16 protein-coding genes are annotated in these 16,696 nt (G+C 66.9%); 11 read left to right on the top strand and 5 right to left on the bottom strand.

The window, feature by feature from the left end; translation table 11 throughout:
* Positions 1 to 61: 61 nt before the first annotated feature.
* Complete coding sequence (locus tag AC0Z2B_RS06865) at positions 62 to 946, bottom strand: acyl-CoA dehydrogenase family protein (protein ID WP_476295681.1); 885 nt, start codon at positions 944 to 946, stop codon at positions 62 to 64.
* 132 nt (positions 947 to 1,078) lie between these two features.
* On the opposite strand from AC0Z2B_RS06865, the gene olsB reads away from it, so the two are divergent.
* Entirely contained in the window at positions 1,079 to 1,834 is a 756-nt protein-coding gene (gene olsB, locus AC0Z2B_RS06860; RefSeq protein ID WP_476295680.1) for an L-ornithine N(alpha)-acyltransferase, read from the top strand.
* The gene (locus AC0Z2B_RS06855) at positions 1,834 to 2,604 is read left to right on the top strand and encodes a lysophospholipid acyltransferase family protein (RefSeq protein ID WP_416426767.1); all 771 of its coding nucleotides are present in this window, start codon (positions 1,834 to 1,836) and stop codon (positions 2,602 to 2,604) included. The genes olsB and AC0Z2B_RS06855 overlap by 1 nt, the downstream gene beginning before the upstream one ends.
* A 75-nt stretch (positions 2,605 to 2,679) precedes the next feature.
* Here the strand turns inward: AC0Z2B_RS06855 and AC0Z2B_RS06850 are convergent, their stop codons facing one another.
* Entirely contained in the window at positions 2,680 to 3,246 is a 567-nt protein-coding gene (locus tag AC0Z2B_RS06850) for an acyl carrier protein phosphodiesterase (protein ID WP_476295679.1), read from the bottom strand.
* Positions 3,247 to 3,398: 152 nt separating this feature from the next.
* Between AC0Z2B_RS06850 and AC0Z2B_RS06845 the strand changes: the two genes are divergently transcribed.
* Positions 3,399 to 3,704: an ArsR/SmtB family transcription factor gene (locus AC0Z2B_RS06845; protein WP_416426769.1), complete on the top strand. Its 306-nt coding sequence runs from the start codon at positions 3,399 to 3,401 to the stop codon at positions 3,702 to 3,704.
* A 48-nt stretch (positions 3,705 to 3,752) separates the two neighbouring features.
* Complete coding sequence (locus tag AC0Z2B_RS06840; protein ID WP_416426770.1) at positions 3,753 to 4,802, top strand: alkene reductase; 1,050 nt, start codon at positions 3,753 to 3,755, stop codon at positions 4,800 to 4,802.
* 113 nt (positions 4,803 to 4,915) lie between these two features.
* Here AC0Z2B_RS06840 and AC0Z2B_RS06835 read toward each other — a convergent pair whose 3' ends face one another.
* The 3 genes from AC0Z2B_RS06835 to AC0Z2B_RS06825 all read right to left on the bottom strand — a co-directional run bounded on the left by AC0Z2B_RS06835 (position 4,916) and on the right by AC0Z2B_RS06825 (position 7,775).
* Positions 4,916 to 5,758, bottom strand: a complete 843-nt coding sequence (locus AC0Z2B_RS06835; RefSeq protein WP_476295677.1) for an ATPase — start codon at positions 5,756 to 5,758, stop codon at positions 4,916 to 4,918.
* A 96-nt stretch (positions 5,759 to 5,854) separates the two neighbouring features.
* Positions 5,855 to 6,856, bottom strand: a complete 1,002-nt coding sequence (locus tag AC0Z2B_RS06830; protein ID WP_473004417.1) for an NAD-dependent epimerase/dehydratase family protein — start codon at positions 6,854 to 6,856, stop codon at positions 5,855 to 5,857.
* Between the two features lie 25 nt (positions 6,857 to 6,881).
* A complete protein-coding gene (locus AC0Z2B_RS06825; RefSeq protein ID WP_476295675.1) occupies positions 6,882 to 7,775 on the bottom strand; it encodes a LysR family transcriptional regulator ArgP in 894 nt (297 codons plus the stop codon).
* Positions 7,776 to 7,866: 91 nt separating this feature from the next.
* On the opposite strand from AC0Z2B_RS06825, the gene AC0Z2B_RS06820 reads away from it, so the two are divergent.
* The 7 genes from AC0Z2B_RS06820 (at position 7,867) to AC0Z2B_RS06790 (ending at position 16,663) form a co-directional block, all read left to right on the top strand.
* Positions 7,867 to 8,466, top strand: coding sequence for a LysE/ArgO family amino acid transporter (locus AC0Z2B_RS06820; protein ID WP_476295674.1), 600 nt, complete (start codon positions 7,867 to 7,869; stop codon positions 8,464 to 8,466).
* 165 nt (positions 8,467 to 8,631) lie between these two features.
* Positions 8,632 to 9,228 (top strand): superoxide dismutase, encoded by a 597-nt coding sequence (locus tag AC0Z2B_RS06815; RefSeq protein ID WP_416426779.1) that lies wholly within the window; start codon positions 8,632 to 8,634, stop codon positions 9,226 to 9,228.
* A 265-nt stretch (positions 9,229 to 9,493) separates the two neighbouring features.
* Positions 9,494 to 11,545 (top strand): putative bifunctional diguanylate cyclase/phosphodiesterase, encoded by a 2,052-nt coding sequence (locus tag AC0Z2B_RS06810; RefSeq protein ID WP_476295672.1) that lies wholly within the window; start codon positions 9,494 to 9,496, stop codon positions 11,543 to 11,545.
* Positions 11,546 to 11,661: 116 nt separating this feature from the next.
* Positions 11,662 to 12,990, top strand: a complete 1,329-nt coding sequence (locus tag AC0Z2B_RS06805) for an imelysin family protein (protein ID WP_476295671.1) — start codon at positions 11,662 to 11,664, stop codon at positions 12,988 to 12,990.
* A 114-nt stretch (positions 12,991 to 13,104) separates the two neighbouring features.
* Positions 13,105 to 14,520 (top strand): di-heme oxidoreductase family protein, encoded by a 1,416-nt coding sequence (locus tag AC0Z2B_RS06800; protein WP_476295670.1) that lies wholly within the window; start codon positions 13,105 to 13,107, stop codon positions 14,518 to 14,520.
* A 20-nt stretch (positions 14,521 to 14,540) separates the two neighbouring features.
* Entirely contained in the window at positions 14,541 to 15,605 is a 1,065-nt protein-coding gene (locus tag AC0Z2B_RS06795; RefSeq protein ID WP_476295668.1) for an imelysin family protein, read from the top strand.
* A gap of 2 nt (positions 15,606 to 15,607) precedes the next feature.
* The gene (locus AC0Z2B_RS06790; RefSeq protein ID WP_476295667.1) at positions 15,608 to 16,663 is read left to right on the top strand and encodes a DUF1513 domain-containing protein; all 1,056 of its coding nucleotides are present in this window, start codon (positions 15,608 to 15,610) and stop codon (positions 16,661 to 16,663) included.
* The last annotated feature ends 33 nt before the right edge of the window (positions 16,664 to 16,696 follow it).

Below are 16,696 nucleotides of genomic sequence, written 5' to 3'. Positions count from 1 at the left end.
CGCGCAGTGTAGAAGGCGAATGTGACAGGTATTCGCGCTCGGACGCTGCCTGCGGCAGCGGCTACAGGGCCAGGGTTTCCACGGCTTTATCCAGGCGTTTCTGGCGGGCGCCGCTGGCCAGGGTCAATAGGCCGCGGTCGCGTTGCCACACTGCTGCCAGGTCCGCAGGGCCGGTGGCGAACGCCTGCTCCAGGGGCCCGGCCAACGCCGCGAACTGCTCGAACACGCCGCCCAGCAGCACATGGCTGGCCGCCGCGTCCGCGCATTGGCGGGTGGCCTCGGCGCAACTGCCCAGCAGGCCGACCAGGCGCAGCTGCAACGCCTGCGGCCAACCGTGGTCCTGGCTGCAGGCGTACAGCCAGCCAAGCATGGCGCTGAGCACATACAGGTCTTCCAGGCTGCGGAACGGTTTGACGTAGGCGTCCCAGCCGTCCCCGGCCAGGCGTTCGCACAGGGCGTTGTCCAGGTGCAGGCGGCTGTGGCTGATCTCCGGCATCAGGGCGATCGGCGGCAACGGCTCCAGGCGCACGCCCGGCTCGCCTGGGTAGACCACCACCAGGCTCAGCCGTGGCGCCTGCCCGGCGCTTTCGCTGCGGGCGGCCACCAGCAGCCAGTCGGCGGCGTCGCCGGCGGTGACGAAGTCCTTGCGGCCGTTGAGGCGCAGGTCCGCCAGGCGCGTCTGCAGGTCGGCCGGGCGCAGGCTGTGCTGCTCGGTGGCGCAGATCGCGCCCAGGCTGGGCGGCGCACTGGGCCACAACACCCGCAACGCGGCCTGGTAGCCCACCAGGAACGCCAGCCCCGGGCTGTGCACGGCCTGGCCGCCGAGCACCGCCAATTCAAACGGCGACACCGGCCCCAGGCGCTCGAGCAGCGCGGCATAGGTATCAGTCAACGATGCCGCCAGCGGCAGGCGTTCACGCACATTCAGCAACTTGAGCCAGGACATGGGGCGCTCCTTGGGGGCTGTCATACAAGCATCACCAAAGCTTAACGGTGATGACACCGGGCCTACCTAGGCTGAGCTTGCACAACAAAGTGGACCGGCCGCAACCCCATGGCTGGCTTTTGGAGACTGGCAATGACTCAGATCGCTCTATCTGGCGTTACTCACACCGAACGTCGCCTGCAAGCCGAACGCCTGACCGGGGCCCAAGCCCTGCGCGAGGCCCAGAGCCTGCGTTTCAATGTATTCAGCGGCGAGTTCAACGCTAAGCTCAAGGGTGCCGAACTGGGCCTGGACATGGACGACTACGACGCCCACTGCCGCCACATCGGTGTCCGCGACCTGAGCACCGGCGAACTGGTGGCCACCACCCGCCTGCTCGACCACACCGCCGCCCACGGCCTGGGCCGTTTCTACAGCGAAGAAGAATTCAGCCTGCACGGCCTGGGTGGCCTGCAGGGCCCGATCCTGGAAATCGGCCGCACCTGCGTGGCGCCCGACTACCGCAACGGCGGCACCATCGCCGTGCTCTGGGGCGAACTGGCCGAAGTGCTCAACGAAGGCGGCTACAGCTACCTGATGGGCTGCGCAAGCATCCCCATGCAGGACGGCGGCGTGCAGGCCCGGGCGATCATGCAGCGCCTACGCGAACGCTACCTGTGCACCGAGCACCTGCGCGCCGAACCGAAGAACCCATTGCCTGAGCTGGACGTGCCGCACAACGTCATCGCCGAAATGCCACCGCTGCTCAAGGCCTACATGCGCCTGGGCGCCAAGGTGTGCGGCGAGCCCTGCTGGGACGAGGAATTCCAGGTGGCCGACGTGTTCATCCTGCTCAAGCGCGAGAACCTCTGCCCGCGCTACGCCCGTCACTTCAAGGCGGCGGTCTGATGGCACGCGGGCGCGTCTACGCGCGCGTCGCCCGGGTGCTGCTGGTGGTTGCCCTGGGCCTGGGCATGGCGGCCATCTTCACCCTGTATGAACGCCTGCGCCTGCGCAACTCGATGGTCCGGCGCCAGCGCTGGTCGCGCTTCTTCATGGCCCGCCTGAGCAACGCCCTGCCCTTTCGCGTGACCGTGCACGGCAACCTGCCTACCCAGCCGATGCTGTGGGTGGGCAACCATGTTTCCTGGACCGACATCGCCCTGCTGGGCCAACTGGCACCGTTGTCGTTCCTGTCCAAGGCCGAAGTGCGGGCCTGGCCGATCGCCGGCTGGCTGGCGCTGAAGGCCGGCACCCTGTTCATCCGCCGCGGCTCGGGCGACAGCCAGCTGATCCGCCGGCAGATGACCCGCCACCTGGGCAGCCAGTGCTCGCTGATGATCTTCCCCGAAGGCACCACCACCAACGGCCAGGCCCTGCGCACCTTCCACGGCCGCCTGCTGGCCAGCGCCATCGAGGCCCAGGTGCCGCTGCAACCGGTGGCCATCCGTTACCTGCGCAACGGCGCGCTCGACCCGCTGGCGCCGTTCATTGGTGACGACGACCTGCTTTCGCACCTGATGCGCCTGTTCAGCAACGATGTGGGCGAGGTTGAAATCCACCTGCTGGCACCGATCCCCAGCGCGGGCATGGAGCGCGCGGCGCTGGCGTTCCAGGCACAGGAAGCGGTGCGCGTGGCGTTGTTTGGCCAGGCTACCGAGCAGGCCGAAGCCGCGTAACCTTTGCAGCAGCGGCCACCAGGCCGCGTCCCCAGGCGCCACGGTGGTGTTTTCGGACGCCGCCTGCGGCAGCTGCTACGGGCGGGCGAACTGCTGGAGGATGGGGTAGAAGGCGCGGAAGTCCTCGGTGAGGGGTTCGTACAGCGCGCGCACTTCCTGCATCGCTCCCAGCATCCCTTCCGGCTTCGACAGCCGCCGCGCAATGCCATTGAACACCTGCTCCAGCACCTCGAATTCCGCGTACGAGCCCAGCCAGTCGTCGGCGATCATGTACGGCGCCATGCGCGCCAGCCGCCCAGGCAACTGCGGCTCGGCGGCCAGCACCCGGTAGACCCCGGCGGTGTATTGGTGCAACGGTACTTCGGCGTAATCCTGCCAATGCCGCGCCAGGCAGTGGTCGAAAAACACATCGAGGATAATGCCCGCGTACCGCCGCCGCGCCGCAGGAAAGCGCGCCAACGCCGCCAGCACCAACGGATGGCTATCGGTAAACGCATCGATCTGCCGGTGCAGCTGGATGGCCGCCAGCAAACGCGGCGCGTACTGCCCTTCCAGCCGGCCCTTGACGAAATCGCCATACAGGCTGCCCAGCAGTTGTTCAGGTTCCTGGCCGCCCAGGTGCAGGTGCGCGAGATAGTTCATGCCTTCAGCGTACCACCTGGCGAGCGTATCGTTATAACTCGATATACCGATTTAGCCTGTGCATAGCGCCCGATCATATTTGTATATCGCGATTTACAGATATATATTTCGTCCCAACGCGATATACGCTGACCCGGACGAGCACTGCTGCCATGCCCATCGATCTCGACGAAATAATAAAAGCCCTGGCCCACCCAGTACGGCGAGAAATCCTCAACTGGCTGAAAAACCCTGAAGTCGAATTCCCCGACCAACAGCACCACAGCACCGACATCGGCGTGTGTGCCGGGCAGATCGACCAGCGCTGCGGCCTGTCGCAGTCCACGGTGTCAGCCCACCTGGCGACGCTGCAACGCGCCGGGCTGATCAGCAGCCGCAAAGTCGGCCAGTGGCACTTTTTCCAGCGCAACGAGGAGACCATCCAGGCCTTCCTCAAGCAGATGAGCCAAGAGCTCTGAGCGCGCCCGTTATTCCCCTGCCAACTCCAACCCTGTGAGGCTAGTCCCATGACCACGATTTTCGATCCGATCAAACTTGGCGACCTCGAGCTGCCGAACCGCATCATCATGGCGCCCCTGACCCGCTGCCGCGCCGACGAAGGCCGCGTGCCCAACGCCATGATGGCCGAGTACTACGTGCAGCGTGCCAGCGCCGGCCTGATCCTCAGCGAAGCCACCTCGGTGACCCCGATGGGCGTGGGCTACCCCGACACCCCGGGCATCTGGTCCAACGACCAGGTGCGTGGCTGGACCAACGTCACCAAGGCCATCCACGGCGCCGGCGGCCGTATCTTCCTGCAGCTGTGGCACGTGGGCCGCGTCTCCCATGAAAGCTACCTGAACGGCGAGACTCCGGTGGCCCCGAGCGCCATCAAGCCAGCCGGCCACGTCAGCCTGGTACGCCCGATCACCGAGTTCCCGACCCCTCGCGCGCTGGAAACCGCTGAAATCGCCGACATCGTCGAGGCCTACCGCCAGGGCGCGGAGAACGCCAAGGCCGCCGGTTTCGACGGCGTGGAAGTGCACGGCGCCAACGGCTACCTGCTGGACCAGTTCCTGCAAAGCAGCACCAACAACCGCACCGACAACTACGGTGGCTCGCTGGAAAACCGCGCGCGCCTGCTGCTGGAAGTCACCGATGCCTGCATCGACGTGTGGGGCGCCGGCCGCGTGGGCGTGCACCTGGCACCGCGCGCCGACTCCCATGACATGGGCGACGCCAACCGCCTGGAAACCTTCAGCTACGTGGCTCGCGAGCTGGGCAAGCGTGGCGTGGCGTTCATCTGCGCCCGCGAGAAGCAGGCCGACGACAGCATCGGCGCCGCCCTGAAGGAAGCCTTCGGTGGCCCGTACATCGTCAACGAACGCTTCACCAAGGCCAGCGCCAACGCTGCCCTGGCGGCCGGCACCGCCGACGCCGTGGCCTTCGGCATCCCCTACATCGCCAACCCGGACCTGGTGGCCCGCCTGGCAGCCGATGCGCCGCTGAACGAACCCAAGCCGGAACTGTTCTACGGCAAGGGCGCCGAGGGTTACCTGGATTACCCGACGCTGTAAGAGCGCCGCTTACTCGTAGCCGCTGCCGCAGGCTGCGCTGGCCCTTGCCTGCACTGGAGATCTCCAGTGAGGCATAGGCCCCGCGCAGCCTACGGCAGCGGCTACAGTGGGTTTTACTGGCGGGTATTGATCTGCTGCTGCAGGTTCTGGATCTGGCTCTGCAGGGTGCTGATGTTGCGCGTGGTCTGCCCGCGGAACGAGTCGAACTCGGCGGTGTTGGTGCCGGCTGCCGGCGCCGGGCGGTTCTCCACCTCACTCTTGAGCACCACCAGGTCCTGCTCGACGCTGTCCAGGCGGCCGCCGACGTTGCCCTGCTTCTTCAGCGCCGCCACGTCATTGGCCACCGCCTTGATCTGCGCGTCCAGCTTGCCGCCGTCGGCCTGGCTGGCCTTCAAAGTCGCCAGGTCTGCGCCCAGGCTCTTGAGCTGCGCCTGCACCTGTTCGTTCGCCGCCTGCTGGGCACTGGCCTGGGCCAGGGCCTGGTCCAGGCGCTTGCCCAGGTCACCCTGCTGCCCGGCCACGCCCTGTTGTTGGCGGCCCTGGTCCTGCAGCTGCGCCTGCAGTTGCTTGATCTGCAGTTTCAATTGCTCGCTGCCGGTGGTGGCGCTGGACTCGGTGGCGACCACCTTGCCGCTGATGTCCTGCAGGCGCCCGGCGGCTTCCTCGCTGATGCGCGCGAAGCTTTCCTGGGTAGCCACCAGTTGCTGCTCCATCAGCGAGATCTGCTGGAAGCTCCACCAACCCAGCCCGGCCAGGGCAATGGTCAGCGCGCCCACCAGGGCCCACAGGCCACCGGTGCTGGGGCCCTTGACCTTGACCACCGGCGTGGTGCGCGAATACACCGTGGTGCGGTCGCGCTCGGCGGGGGTGGCGGGGGCGAAGTCGTCGTCATCCCCGTCCTTGGCACTCAGGCGGGGCACATTGTCAAAATCGTCGTCACGGGCGTCGTTGCGCATGGGGAAACCTTGTATGTAGCACGATGATGGCTAAATAGCGGTGCGAGTATACCCGCCCACGGGCCGCAGTGATCGACCACGCAGGCGCGCGCCGGTTCAACGGCTGCCGGTGCGGTCCTGGGCTTTCCACCAGCCGCAGAACTCATCCAGCGCCGACCACAGGCTGACCTTGGGCTCGTACTCCAGATAATGCCTTGCCCGGCTGATGTCGAGGGTGAAATCCTTGTTCATGATCTGCATGCCCAGGCGCGACAGGGTCGGTTGCGGCCGCCCCGGCCACAGCAGGCAGGCGCCTTCGTTCAGCGCCGCCGCCGTGTACGCCAGCTTGTAGCCGCGGTAACGGGTGGCCTGCGGCAGGTTCATCTGCCGCATCACGTAGTTGACCACGTCCCAGATCGGCACCGGGCTGCCGTTGCTGATGTTGTAGGCCTTGCCCAGGGCGGTGTCCCCGGCCATCAGCGCGCTCATCAACGCCTCGTTGAGGTTCTGCACGCTGGTGAAATCGACCTTGTTGAGGCCGTTGCCGATGATCTTCAGGCGGTTTTTCTTCTGCATCGCCAGCAGCCGCGGGAAGATGCTGACATCGCCGGCCCCGGTGACGAAGCGCGGGCGCAAGGCCAGCACCTCGAGGCCGAACTCGGCTGCGCCGAACACCTTCTGCTCGGCAAGGAACTTGGTCTTCGCGTAATGATCGTGGAAGCGCCGCGGCACCTGTTCCTCACGCAGGCCCAGGTGCGAACGGCCATCGAAATAGATGGAAGGCGAGGACAGGTGCACCAGGCGCCGCACCTGTTCCTTCAGGCACGACTCGACGACGTTTTCGGTGACCTCGACGTTGCCACGATGGAAGTCCTGGTAACGGCCCCAGTTGCCCACGGCACCGGCGCAATGCACCACCGCCTCGACACCGATGCACAGGCGGCGTACCAGGTCGGGGTCGGTGAGGTCACCCTGGACAAACTGTGCGCCCCGGCGCACCAGGTGCTCGACCCCTTCGGCCCGGCGGCCACTGACGCGCACCTCCAGCCCCTGTTCCAGCGCATGGCGGGCAAAGCGCCCGCCAATAAAGCCACTCGCGCCGGTCACCAGAATTTTCATGAAGCGCTCCGCATCGTTTGTATCGTTAAAGGGTTGTTACCAGCCACTGCCCGGCCTGGCGCGCCAGGTGGTCGGTGAGGTCAGTGAGCAACTGGCCGCCATGGCGCCAGTGGTGCCAGTACAACGGCACGTCGATCCAGCGCTCGGGCATCAGTTCCACCAGGCTGCCATCCGCCAGTTGCGGCTGCACCTGCAGTTCGGGCACCAGGCCCCAGCCCAGGCCGGCTTCGGCCATGCGCATGAAACCCTCGGAAGAAGGACACAGGTGGTGCATGAAGCCGCCGTCGATCCCCAGTGCGGCCATGTAGCGGTGTTGCAGTAGGTCGTCCGGGCCGAAGACCAGGGCCGGGGCGCGGGCCAATTGTCCCGCATCGAAGCCCGCAGGGAAATGCCTGGCGACAAACCCGGGGCTGGCCAACGCCCGGTAACGCATGGCACCCAGCAGCAGGCTGCGCGCGCCAGCCACCGGCCGCTCGCTGCCGCACAGGCAGGCGGCCACCTCGCCTGCACGCATGCGCTTGAGACCTACCTCCTGATCCTCCACCACCAGGTCCAGCAGCAGCCCGCGCTCGGCACAGAACCGGCCGACCGCCGACGCCCACCAGGTCGCCAGGCTGTCGGCGTTCAGGGCAATGCGCAGGCGCTCGGGCAAGCCCTCCTCGTCCAGCGCCGGCACCTGGCCCTGCAGGTCGCGCTCAAGCAAGCGCACCTGCTGCACATGGTTGAGCAAACGCCGGCCAACCTCGGTTGGCGTCGGCGGTGTGGCGCGCACCAGCACGGGCTGGCCAATGCGCGCCTCGAGCAGCTTGATGCGCTGGGAAATGGCCGACTGCGACAGGCCCAACACCTGGGCCGCGCGCTCGAAACCGCCCTGTTCGGTGACCGCCGCCAGGGCCGAGAGCAATTTGTAATCGAACATCACTTTTCCTAATGAGCGATCAGCAGTATTGGTTTTTCTTATACAGCAACAAGCCCCACACTCCAAAGCCTTGCAGAGGAGCGTGAAAGTCATGTGGCACAGTTATGTAAATGGTTTGTTGGTGGCGGCGGGGCTGATCATGGCAATCGGCACGCAGAATGCGTTCGTGCTGGCCCAGAGCCTGCGCCGCGAGCATCACCTGCCGGTGGCCCTGCTGTGCGTGCTGTGCGATGCCGTGCTGGTGACCCTGGGGGTGTTCGGCCTGGCCAACGTGCTGGCGCACAGCCCGCTGCTGCTGGGCGTGGCGCGCTGGGGCGGGGCCGTTTTCCTGCTGTGGTACGGCGCCAAGGCGCTGCGCCGCGCCTGCTCCAGCCAAAGCCTGCAACAGGGTGACGGCGATGGCCAGCGCTCGCGCCGCGCGGTGCTGTTGAGCGCACTGGCGGTGACGCTGCTCAACCCCCACGTGTACCTGGACACCGTCTTGCTGATCGGCTCCCTGGGCGCGCAGCAGACCATGCCCAGCGCTTATGTGGCTGGCGCGGCAAGCGCCTCGCTGCTGTGGTTCTTCACCCTGGCGCTGGGCGCGGCCTGGCTGGCGCCGTGGCTGGCACGGCCGGCCACCTGGCGGCTGCTGGACCTGATGGTGGCCGTCATGATGTTCGCGGTAGCGGCGCAACTTATATATGCCTAAACGCTCTGGAACCTCTATCCCACACAGTTGTTGCGTGGTTATGCCCAAGCCCCGGTGCTATGATCCAGAGCTTGCGCCGCAAAGAGTAAAAACTCGCCGGCGTATATCTGGCCGCCCGTGATCGGCCTTGCGCTCACCGCAACAGACCTGATTAGGAGAATCACCATGGCTTTTGAATTGCCGCCGCTGCCCTACGCCCACGATGCGCTGCAGCCGCACATCTCCAAAGAGACTCTGGAATACCACCACGACAAGCACCACAACACCTACGTCGTGAACCTGAACAACCTGGTGCCAGGCACCGAGTTCGAAGGCAAGACCCTGGAAGAAATCGTCAAGACTTCCTCGGGCGGCATCTTCAACAACGCCGCTCAGGTCTGGAACCACACCTTCTACTGGAACTGCCTGGCGCCAAACGCCGGCGGCCAACCTACCGGTGCCCTGGCTGAAGCCATCAACACCGCGTTCGGTTCGTTCGACAAGTTCAAGGAAGAGTTCAGCAAGACTTCCATCGGCACCTTCGGCTCCGGCTGGGGCTGGCTGGTGAAGAAGGCTGACGGTTCCCTGGCCCTGGCCAGCACCATCGGCGCCGGCAACCCGCTGACCAACGGCGACACCCCGCTGCTGACCTGCGACGTCTGGGAACACGCCTACTACATCGACTACCGCAACGTTCGTCCTAAATACGTCGAAGCGTTCTGGAACCTGGTCAACTGGAAGTTCGTGGCCGAGCAGTTCGAAGGCAAGACCTTCACTGCCTAAGCTTCGCGCTTGCTGAAAAAGCCCGGCCTGTGCCGGGTTTTTTTGTGCCTGGCGCCAGGGGGCTTGCCTGGATCCGGGATAAGGCTAAGATTCAAAAAAGGAAAAAATGCCGGACGGCGCTCAAGTGCGAGCCGGTTCCAACCGACATACTGGAAGGCGTCTGCATTGGCCACCCGTTGTCAGCCTGTTACCCCTTGACTGCCTACCGGGATTGCCAACGATAATGGCATATTGATGCCACTTGCACGCAACAAGGAATGGCCCTTTGAAGCTGGAACTCAAGAACAGCTTGTCGGTGAAGTTGCTACGCGTGGTACTGCTCTCGGCATTGATTGTCGGGGTGGTGCTCAGTTGCGCGCAAATCGTGTTCGACGTCTACAAGACCCGCCAGGCCGTGGCCAATGATGCCGCGCGCATCCTCGACATGTTCCGCGACCCCTCCACCCAGGCCGTCTACAGCCTGGACCGGGAAATGGGCATGCAGGTGATCGAGGGCCTGTTCCAGGACAATGCCGTGCGCATCGCCTCCATCGGCCACCCCAACGAGCCGACCCTGGCCGACAAGGCCCGGCCGCCGTTGCAGACCGCCACGCGCTGGCTCACCGACCCCATCCTGGGCGAAGAAAAGACCTTCACCACGCAACTGGTGGGCCGCGGCCCGTACAGCGAATACTACGGCGACCTGAGCATCACCCTCGACACCGCCCCGTACGGCCAGGGGTTCATCACCAGTTCGGTGATCATCTTCATTTCCGGCGTGCTCCGTGCCCTGGCCATGGGCCTGGCGCTGTACCTGGTGTACCACTGGTTGCTGACCAAGCCGCTGAAGCAGATCATCGAGCACCTGACCCAGATCAACCCCGACCGGCCCAGCCAGCACAAGCTGCCGCTGCTCAAAGGCCACGAGCGCAATGAACTGGGCCTGTGGATCAACACCGCCAACCAGCTGCTCGAATCCATCGAGCGCAACACCAACCTGCGCCACGAGGCCGAGAACAGCCTGCTACGCATGGCCCAGTACGACTTCCTCACCGGCCTGCCCAACCGCCAGCAACTGCAGTCGCAGCTGGACAAGATCCTCGTCGATGCCGGCCGCCTGCAACGCCGGGTAGCGGTGCTGTGCGTGGGCCTGGACGACTTCAAGAGCATCAACGAGCAATTCAGCTACCAGACCGGCGACCAACTGCTGCTGGCCCTGGCCGACCGCCTGCGCGCCCACAGCGGCCGCCTGGGCGCGCTGGCGCGGCTGGGTGGCGACCAGTTCGCCCTGGTGCAGGCCGACATCGACCAGCCCTACCAGGCCGCGGAGCTGGCGCAAAGCATTCTCGATGACCTGGAAGCGCCCTTCGGCCCGGACTTGGGCGAGATTCGCCTGCGCGCCACCATCGGCATCACCCTGTTCCCCGAGGATGGCGACAGCGCCGAGAAGCTGCTGCAGAAAGCCGAGCAGACCATGACCCTGGCCAAGCTGCGCTCGCGCAACCGCTACCAGTTCTACATCGCCAGCGTCGACAGCGAGATGCGCCGCCGCCGCGAACTGGAAAAAGACCTGCGCGAAGCCATCGCCCGTGGCCAGCTGTTCCTGGTCTACCAGCCCCAGGTCAGCTACCGCGACCACCGCGTGGTTGGCGTCGAGGCGCTGCTGCGCTGGCAGCACCCGGAACACGGCCTGGTGCCGCCCGACCAGTTCATTCCCCTGGCCGAGCAGAACGGCAGCATCGTCGCCATCGGCGAATGGGTGATGGACCAGGCCTGCCGGCAACTGCGCGAATGGCTGGACCTGGGCTTCAGCGACCTGCGCATGGCGGTCAACCTGTCCACGGTGCAGCTGCACCACGCCGAACTGCCGCGGGTGGTCAGCAACTTCCTGCAGATCTACCGCCTGCCGCCGCGCAGCCTGGAGCTGGAAGTCACCGAGACCGGCCTGATGGAAGACATCAGCACCGCCGCCCAGCACCTGCTGAGCCTGCGCCGCTCCGGGGCGCTGATCGCCATCGACGACTTCGGCACCGGCTATTCGTCGCTCAGCTACCTGAAGTCGCTGCCGCTGGACAAGATCAAGATCGACAAGAGCTTCGTCATGGACCTGCTGCAGGACGACGATGACGCCACCATCGTGCGGGCCATCATCCAACTGGGCAAGAGCCTGGGCATGCAGGTGATCGCCGAGGGCGTGGAAACCCTGGAGCAGGAAAGCTACATCATTGCCGAGGGCTGCCACGAGGGCCAGGGCTACCTGTACAGCAAGCCCCTGCCGGCGCGCGAGCTGACCCTGTTCCTGCGCCAGGCCCAACGCAGCCAGGCGGTGAGCCTGTAGACCTGTCGAATTTGCTTACATCTTCGCGGTTTACATGAAATGCATATCCTTCGCATCATTGCGCCGTTTTAACGAGCCTGCGGGCTCGTTTCCCCCTCACGACGCAGGATATCGCCATGACCCACATGCCCCTGGCCGCCGGCCTGCTGGCCATCGCCGTCTCGCTCGCCGGTTGCGGCGACAGCAAGGAAGACAAGCGCAGTGCCGCCCAGGTGCCGAGCGCCTCCAGCAGCACCGCGACCGGCAAGAAGAGCGTCGACGAGGCTGCCGCCCAGGCCGTGGTAGCCCACTACGCCGACCTGGTGCAGGCGGTGTTCAGCGACGCCCACACCAGCGCCCTGGCGCTGCAGCAGGCCATCGCCACCTTCCTCGCCACCCCGGACGCCAACACCCTTAAGGCGGCCCGCGAGGCCTGGGTGACGGCCCGGGTGCCGTACCTGCAGAGCGAAGTGTTCCGCTTCGGCAACCCGATCATCGACGAGTGGGAAGGCCAGGTGAACGCCTGGCCGCTGGACGAAGGCCTGATCGACTACGTCGACGCCAACTACGAGCCGGCGCTGGGCAACCCGGCGGCCACCGCCAACATCATCGCCAACGCGCAGATCCGCATCGGCGAAGACAAGGTCGACGTCACCCAGATCACCCCCGAGGCCCTCGCCAGCCTCAACGAGCTGGGCGGTTCCGAGGCCAACGTGGCCACCGGCTACCACGCCATCGAGTTCCTGCTGTGGGGCCAGGACCTCAACGGCACCGGGCCGGGCGCCGGCAACCGCCCGGCCTCCGACTACCTGGAAGGCCCGGGCGCCACCGGCGGGCACAACGACCGCCGCCGCGCCTACCTGACGGCCGTGACCCAGCTGCTGGTCAGCGACCTGGAGGAGATGCTCGCCCAGTGGCAGCCTGGCGAGGCAGACAACTACCGTGCCGCGCTGGTGGCCGAGCCTGGGGAGAAAGGCCTGCGCAAGATGCTGTTCGGCATGGGCAGCCTGTCCCTGGGCGAGCTGGCGGGGGAACGGATGAAAGTCTCGCTGGAGGCCAACTCGCCGGAAGACGAGCACGACTGCTTCAGCGACAACACCCACCATTCGCACTTCTACGACGCCCTGGGCATCCGCAACGTCTACTTGGGCGAATACACCCGGCTGGACGGCACCCGGCTGAGCGGCCCGAGCCTGTCGGCGCTGGTGGCCAAGGCCGACCCCGCCACCGACACGGCGTTGCGCGCCGACCTCGACGCCACCCAGGCGCGCATGCAGGCCATGGTCGACCGCGCGAACCAGGGCGAGCACTACGACCAGCTGATCGCCGCCGGCAACACGGCGGGCCAGCAGGTAGTGCGCGACGCCATCGCCGCGCTGGTCAAGCAGACCGGCAGCATCGAACAGGCCGCGGGCAAGCTGGGCATCACCGACCTCAACCCCGAGGCGGCCGAGCATACGTTCTAGCGGCGGCGTTCTAGCAGCGGCGACAGAGTAATTTGTATCAAACATTGACCCCGGCCAGTTACGGCCGGGGTGCCTGATAAGCTTGCCCCCCTGCCCTTCACTGCTGGATCCTCGATGTCATCGCTCCCGCCTCGCCTCGGCGCCCTGCTGCTCACCCTGTGCCTGGGTGGTTGCGGCGAAGCCGTGCGGCTGGAAGACGAGGAACCGGAAGAGGCCCTGGCCGGGGGCGCCGGTACCGTCGGCCACCGCGACGTCAACGCCTTCGCCCAGCCGTCCGCCAACCTGAGCGCCGAGCGCAAGCTCGACTTCAGTGCCGGCAACAGTTTCTTCCGCAGCCCCTGGGTCATCGCCCCTGCCACCACCACCGCGCGCGACGGCCTGGGGCCGCTGTACAACACCAACGCCTGCCAAAACTGCCACATCAAGGATGGCCGCGGCCACCCACCCGGGCCGGACGCCACCAGCGCCGTGTCGATGCTGGTGCGCCTGTCCATACCCGATACCACGCAGCAGGCAGCGCTCATCGAGCGCCTGGGCGTCAACCCCGAGCCGGTGTATGGCACCCAGCTGCAGGACATGGCCGTGCCCGGCGTGCGCCCCGAGGCCAGGGTGCGCGTGGCCTACGAGCCGCACCCGGTGACGTTCGACGACGGCACCACGGTGCAACTGCGCAAGCCACGGCTGCTGATCACCCAGCTGGGCTACGGCCCCCTGCACCCCCAGGCGCGGCTTTCCGCCCGGGTGGCGCCGCCGATGATCGGCCTGGGGCTGTTGGAAGCCATACCCGAGGCCGCGATCCTGGCCAACGCCCAGGCCCAGGCCGCCACGGATGATGGCGTGCAGGGCCGGCCCAACAGGGTCTGGGACGATGCCCTGGGCAAGACCGTGATTGGCCGCTTCGGCTGGAAAGCCGGGCAGCCCACGCTGAACCAGCAGAACGCCCACGCCTTCGCCAACGACATGGGCCTGACCACACGCCTGCACCCCCGTGACAATTGCACCGCCGCGCAGGCCGACTGCCTGCGCGCCGCCCACGGGGGCCACCCGGAGGTCAGCGACAACATCCTGCGCCTGGTGCTGTTCTACACCCGCAACGTGGCCGTGCCGGCGCGCCGCGACGTGGGCTCACCCCAGGTGCTGGCCGGCAAGCAGCTGTTCAAGCAGGCCGGCTGCCAGGCCTGCCACACGCCGCACTACATCACCGCCGCCGATGCCGCCGAGCCGGAGCTGGCCAACCAGCGCATCCGCCCCTACACCGACCTGCTGCTGCACGACATGGGCCCGGGCCTGGCCGACGACCGCAGCGAGTTCGCCGCCGGCGGCCAGGACTGGCGCACCCCGCCGCTGTGGGGCCTGGGCCTGACCGAAACGGTCAGCGGCCACACCCAGTACCTGCATGACGGCCGTGCCCGCGATGCCATGGAAGCCGTGCTGTGGCACGGCGGCGAGGCGGCCGCGGCGCAGCGCCAGGTGCTGTCTTTCAACGCTGCCCAGCGCGCCGCGCTGCTGGCCTTCCTGAATTCACTTTGAGTCTTGCCACGGAGCCCTGAATGTTTCGTCCCACCCTGCTGTTCACCAGCCTCGCCGCCCTGGTCCTCGGTGCATGCACGCCCCAGGACCGCCAGGCGGCCACCAGCGCGGCGATTGCCAACCAGGTCATCCTGCCCACCTACAGCCGCTGGGTGGCGGCCGACCAGCAGCTGGCCGTCAGCGCCCAGGCGTTCTGCCAGGGCAGCGCCAGCCTGGCCACCGCCCGGGCCGACTTCCTCCATGCCCAGCGCGCCTGGGCGCAGCTGCAGCCGTTGCTGATCGGCCCGCTGGCCGAAGGCAACAGCACCTGGCAGGTGCAGTTCTGGCCAGACAAGAAAAACCTGGTGGGGCGCCAGGTCGAGCAGCTGGTGAACGCCGACGCCACTGTAGACGCCGCCAGCCTGGGCAAGGCCAGCGTGGTGGTGCAAGGCTTGTCGGCCTACGAGTACATCCTCTTCGACGCGCGCCTGGACTTGGCCGACGCCAGCCAGAAAGCCCGCTACTGCCCGTTGTTGGTGGCCATCGGCGAGCACCAGCAACAGCTGGCGCAGGACATCCTCGGCCAATGGCAAGCCGACCAGGGCATGCTCTGGCAGATGAGCCATTTCCCCAACCCGCGCTACGCCGATTCCCAGGAAGCCATCGCCGACCTGCTGCGTGCCCAGGTCACGGCGCTGGACACCCTGAAGAAAAAGCTCGGCACGCCCATGGGCCGCCAGAGCAAGGGCATCGCCCAGCCAATGCAAGCCGAGGCCTGGCGCAGCGAGGCTTCACTGCACAGCCTGCAGGCCAGCGTCAGCGCCGCCCAGACGGTCTGGGCCGGGGTCGACGGCAACGGCCTGCGCGGGTTGCTGGGCAAGGACCAGCAAGCTTTGGCCCAACGTATCGACGGCGCCTACGCCGAGGTGCAGCAGTGGTTTGCCGAGCATCAAGGGCCGCTGGCCGAGCTGCTGGCCAGCCCCGCCGGGCGCCAGCAGCTGGAAACGCTCTATGACCGCCTGAACGTGCTGCACCGCCTGCACGAAGGCGAGCTGGCCAAGGCGCTGGGCATCGCCCTGGGCTTCAACGCCAACGACGGTGACTGAACATGGGCCTGGCACAGTGGTTCAAAAACCTCCTGGCCCCCGCCTCGTCGGGCGGCCTGCTGCTGTCGGCACGCGATGACGCCGAGGGCCGGCACTATGCCGTGGGCTACCGGCAGGATGGGCAGCAGGTGTTTGCAACCGCCGTGCCCCAGCGCTGCCACGCCGTCATCGAACATCCACGGTGGCCGCTGGCACTGTTCGTGGCCCGCCGGCCGGGCACCGAATGCTACCTGCTGGACCTGCGCGACGGCCGCCTGGTGCAGACGCTGGCCGCGGCGCCGGACCGGCATTTCTACGGCCACGCGGTCATCCATACCAGCGGCGACTGGCTGTACACCACCGAGAACGACACCCGCGACCCGGGCCGCGGGGTCGTCGGCGTCTACCGCTTCGAGGGCCAGCGCCTGGCCCCTGCGGGCGAACTGTCGAGCCATGGCATCGGCCCCCACGAGCTGGCCTGGATGCCCGACGGCGAAACCCTGGTAGTCGCCAACGGCGGCATCCGCACCGAGGCCGAAAGCCGGGTGGACATGAACCTTGAGGCCATGGCCCCCAGCCTGGTGCTGATGGGCCGCGACGGCACGCTGCACAGCCGCGAGACCCTGGCGCAACCCATGAACAGCATCCGCCACCTGGCCATTGCCAGCGACGGCACGGTGCTGGCCTGCCAGCAGTTCATGGGCGCGGCCGATGACAGTGCGCCGTTGCTGGCGATCAAGCGGCCGGGCCAAGCGTTCGAGCCGTTTCCGGTGGCCGAGGCGCAGCTGCGGTGCATGGCCCATTACAGCGCCAGCGTGGCGGTGCATGACACCCTGCGGCTGGTGGCACTGACGGCGCCACGGGCCAACCGGTGCTTCATCTGGGACCTGGACAGCGGCGCGCCACGCCTGGACATGCACCTGGCCGATTGCGCCGGGGTGGCGGCGGTGCCCCAGGGTTTCGTGGTCACCTCCGGCCAGGGCCGCTGCCGCCTGGTGGACTGCCGCTCCGCTACGCCGGTGGCCACGCCGTTGAAGTTGCCGGCGGGTTTTTGGGATAACCATTTGCACCGGTCATGACGCGGCCTGACGGCCGCTGCTACAGGGTGGGGC

Source organism: Pseudomonas sp. GYB4201, from assembly GCF_056312595.1.
This window is presented reverse-complemented; position numbering and strand designations above follow the sequence as displayed.

What these genes read in the sequence shown, in the direction of transcription:
- AC0Z2B_RS06865 (WP_476295681.1), bottom strand. Translation starts at nt 946, where the DNA reads ATGTCCTGGCTCAAGTTGCTGAATGTGCGTGAACGCCTGCCGCTGGCG.
- olsB (WP_476295680.1), top strand. Translation starts at nt 1,079, where the DNA reads ATGACTCAGATCGCTCTATCTGGCGTTACTCACACCGAACGTCGCCTG.
- AC0Z2B_RS06855 (WP_416426767.1), top strand. Translation starts at nt 1,834, where the DNA reads ATGGCACGCGGGCGCGTCTACGCGCGCGTCGCCCGGGTGCTGCTGGTG.
- AC0Z2B_RS06850 (WP_476295679.1), bottom strand. Translation starts at nt 3,246, where the DNA reads ATGAACTATCTCGCGCACCTGCACCTGGGCGGCCAGGAACCTGAACAA.
- AC0Z2B_RS06845 (WP_416426769.1), top strand. Translation starts at nt 3,399, where the DNA reads ATGCCCATCGATCTCGACGAAATAATAAAAGCCCTGGCCCACCCAGTA.
- AC0Z2B_RS06840 (WP_416426770.1), top strand. Translation starts at nt 3,753, where the DNA reads ATGACCACGATTTTCGATCCGATCAAACTTGGCGACCTCGAGCTGCCG.
- AC0Z2B_RS06835 (WP_476295677.1), bottom strand. Translation starts at nt 5,758, where the DNA reads ATGCGCAACGACGCCCGTGACGACGATTTTGACAATGTGCCCCGCCTG.
- AC0Z2B_RS06830 (WP_473004417.1), bottom strand. Translation starts at nt 6,856, where the DNA reads ATGAAAATTCTGGTGACCGGCGCGAGTGGCTTTATTGGCGGGCGCTTT.
- AC0Z2B_RS06825 (WP_476295675.1), bottom strand. Translation starts at nt 7,775, where the DNA reads ATGTTCGATTACAAATTGCTCTCGGCCCTGGCGGCGGTCACCGAACAG.
- AC0Z2B_RS06820 (WP_476295674.1), top strand. Translation starts at nt 7,867, where the DNA reads ATGTGGCACAGTTATGTAAATGGTTTGTTGGTGGCGGCGGGGCTGATC.
- AC0Z2B_RS06815 (WP_416426779.1), top strand. Translation starts at nt 8,632, where the DNA reads ATGGCTTTTGAATTGCCGCCGCTGCCCTACGCCCACGATGCGCTGCAG.
- AC0Z2B_RS06805 (WP_476295671.1), top strand. Translation starts at nt 11,662, where the DNA reads ATGACCCACATGCCCCTGGCCGCCGGCCTGCTGGCCATCGCCGTCTCG.
- AC0Z2B_RS06800 (WP_476295670.1), top strand. Translation starts at nt 13,105, where the DNA reads ATGTCATCGCTCCCGCCTCGCCTCGGCGCCCTGCTGCTCACCCTGTGC.
- AC0Z2B_RS06795 (WP_476295668.1), top strand. Translation starts at nt 14,541, where the DNA reads ATGTTTCGTCCCACCCTGCTGTTCACCAGCCTCGCCGCCCTGGTCCTC.
- AC0Z2B_RS06790 (WP_476295667.1), top strand. Translation starts at nt 15,608, where the DNA reads ATGGGCCTGGCACAGTGGTTCAAAAACCTCCTGGCCCCCGCCTCGTCG.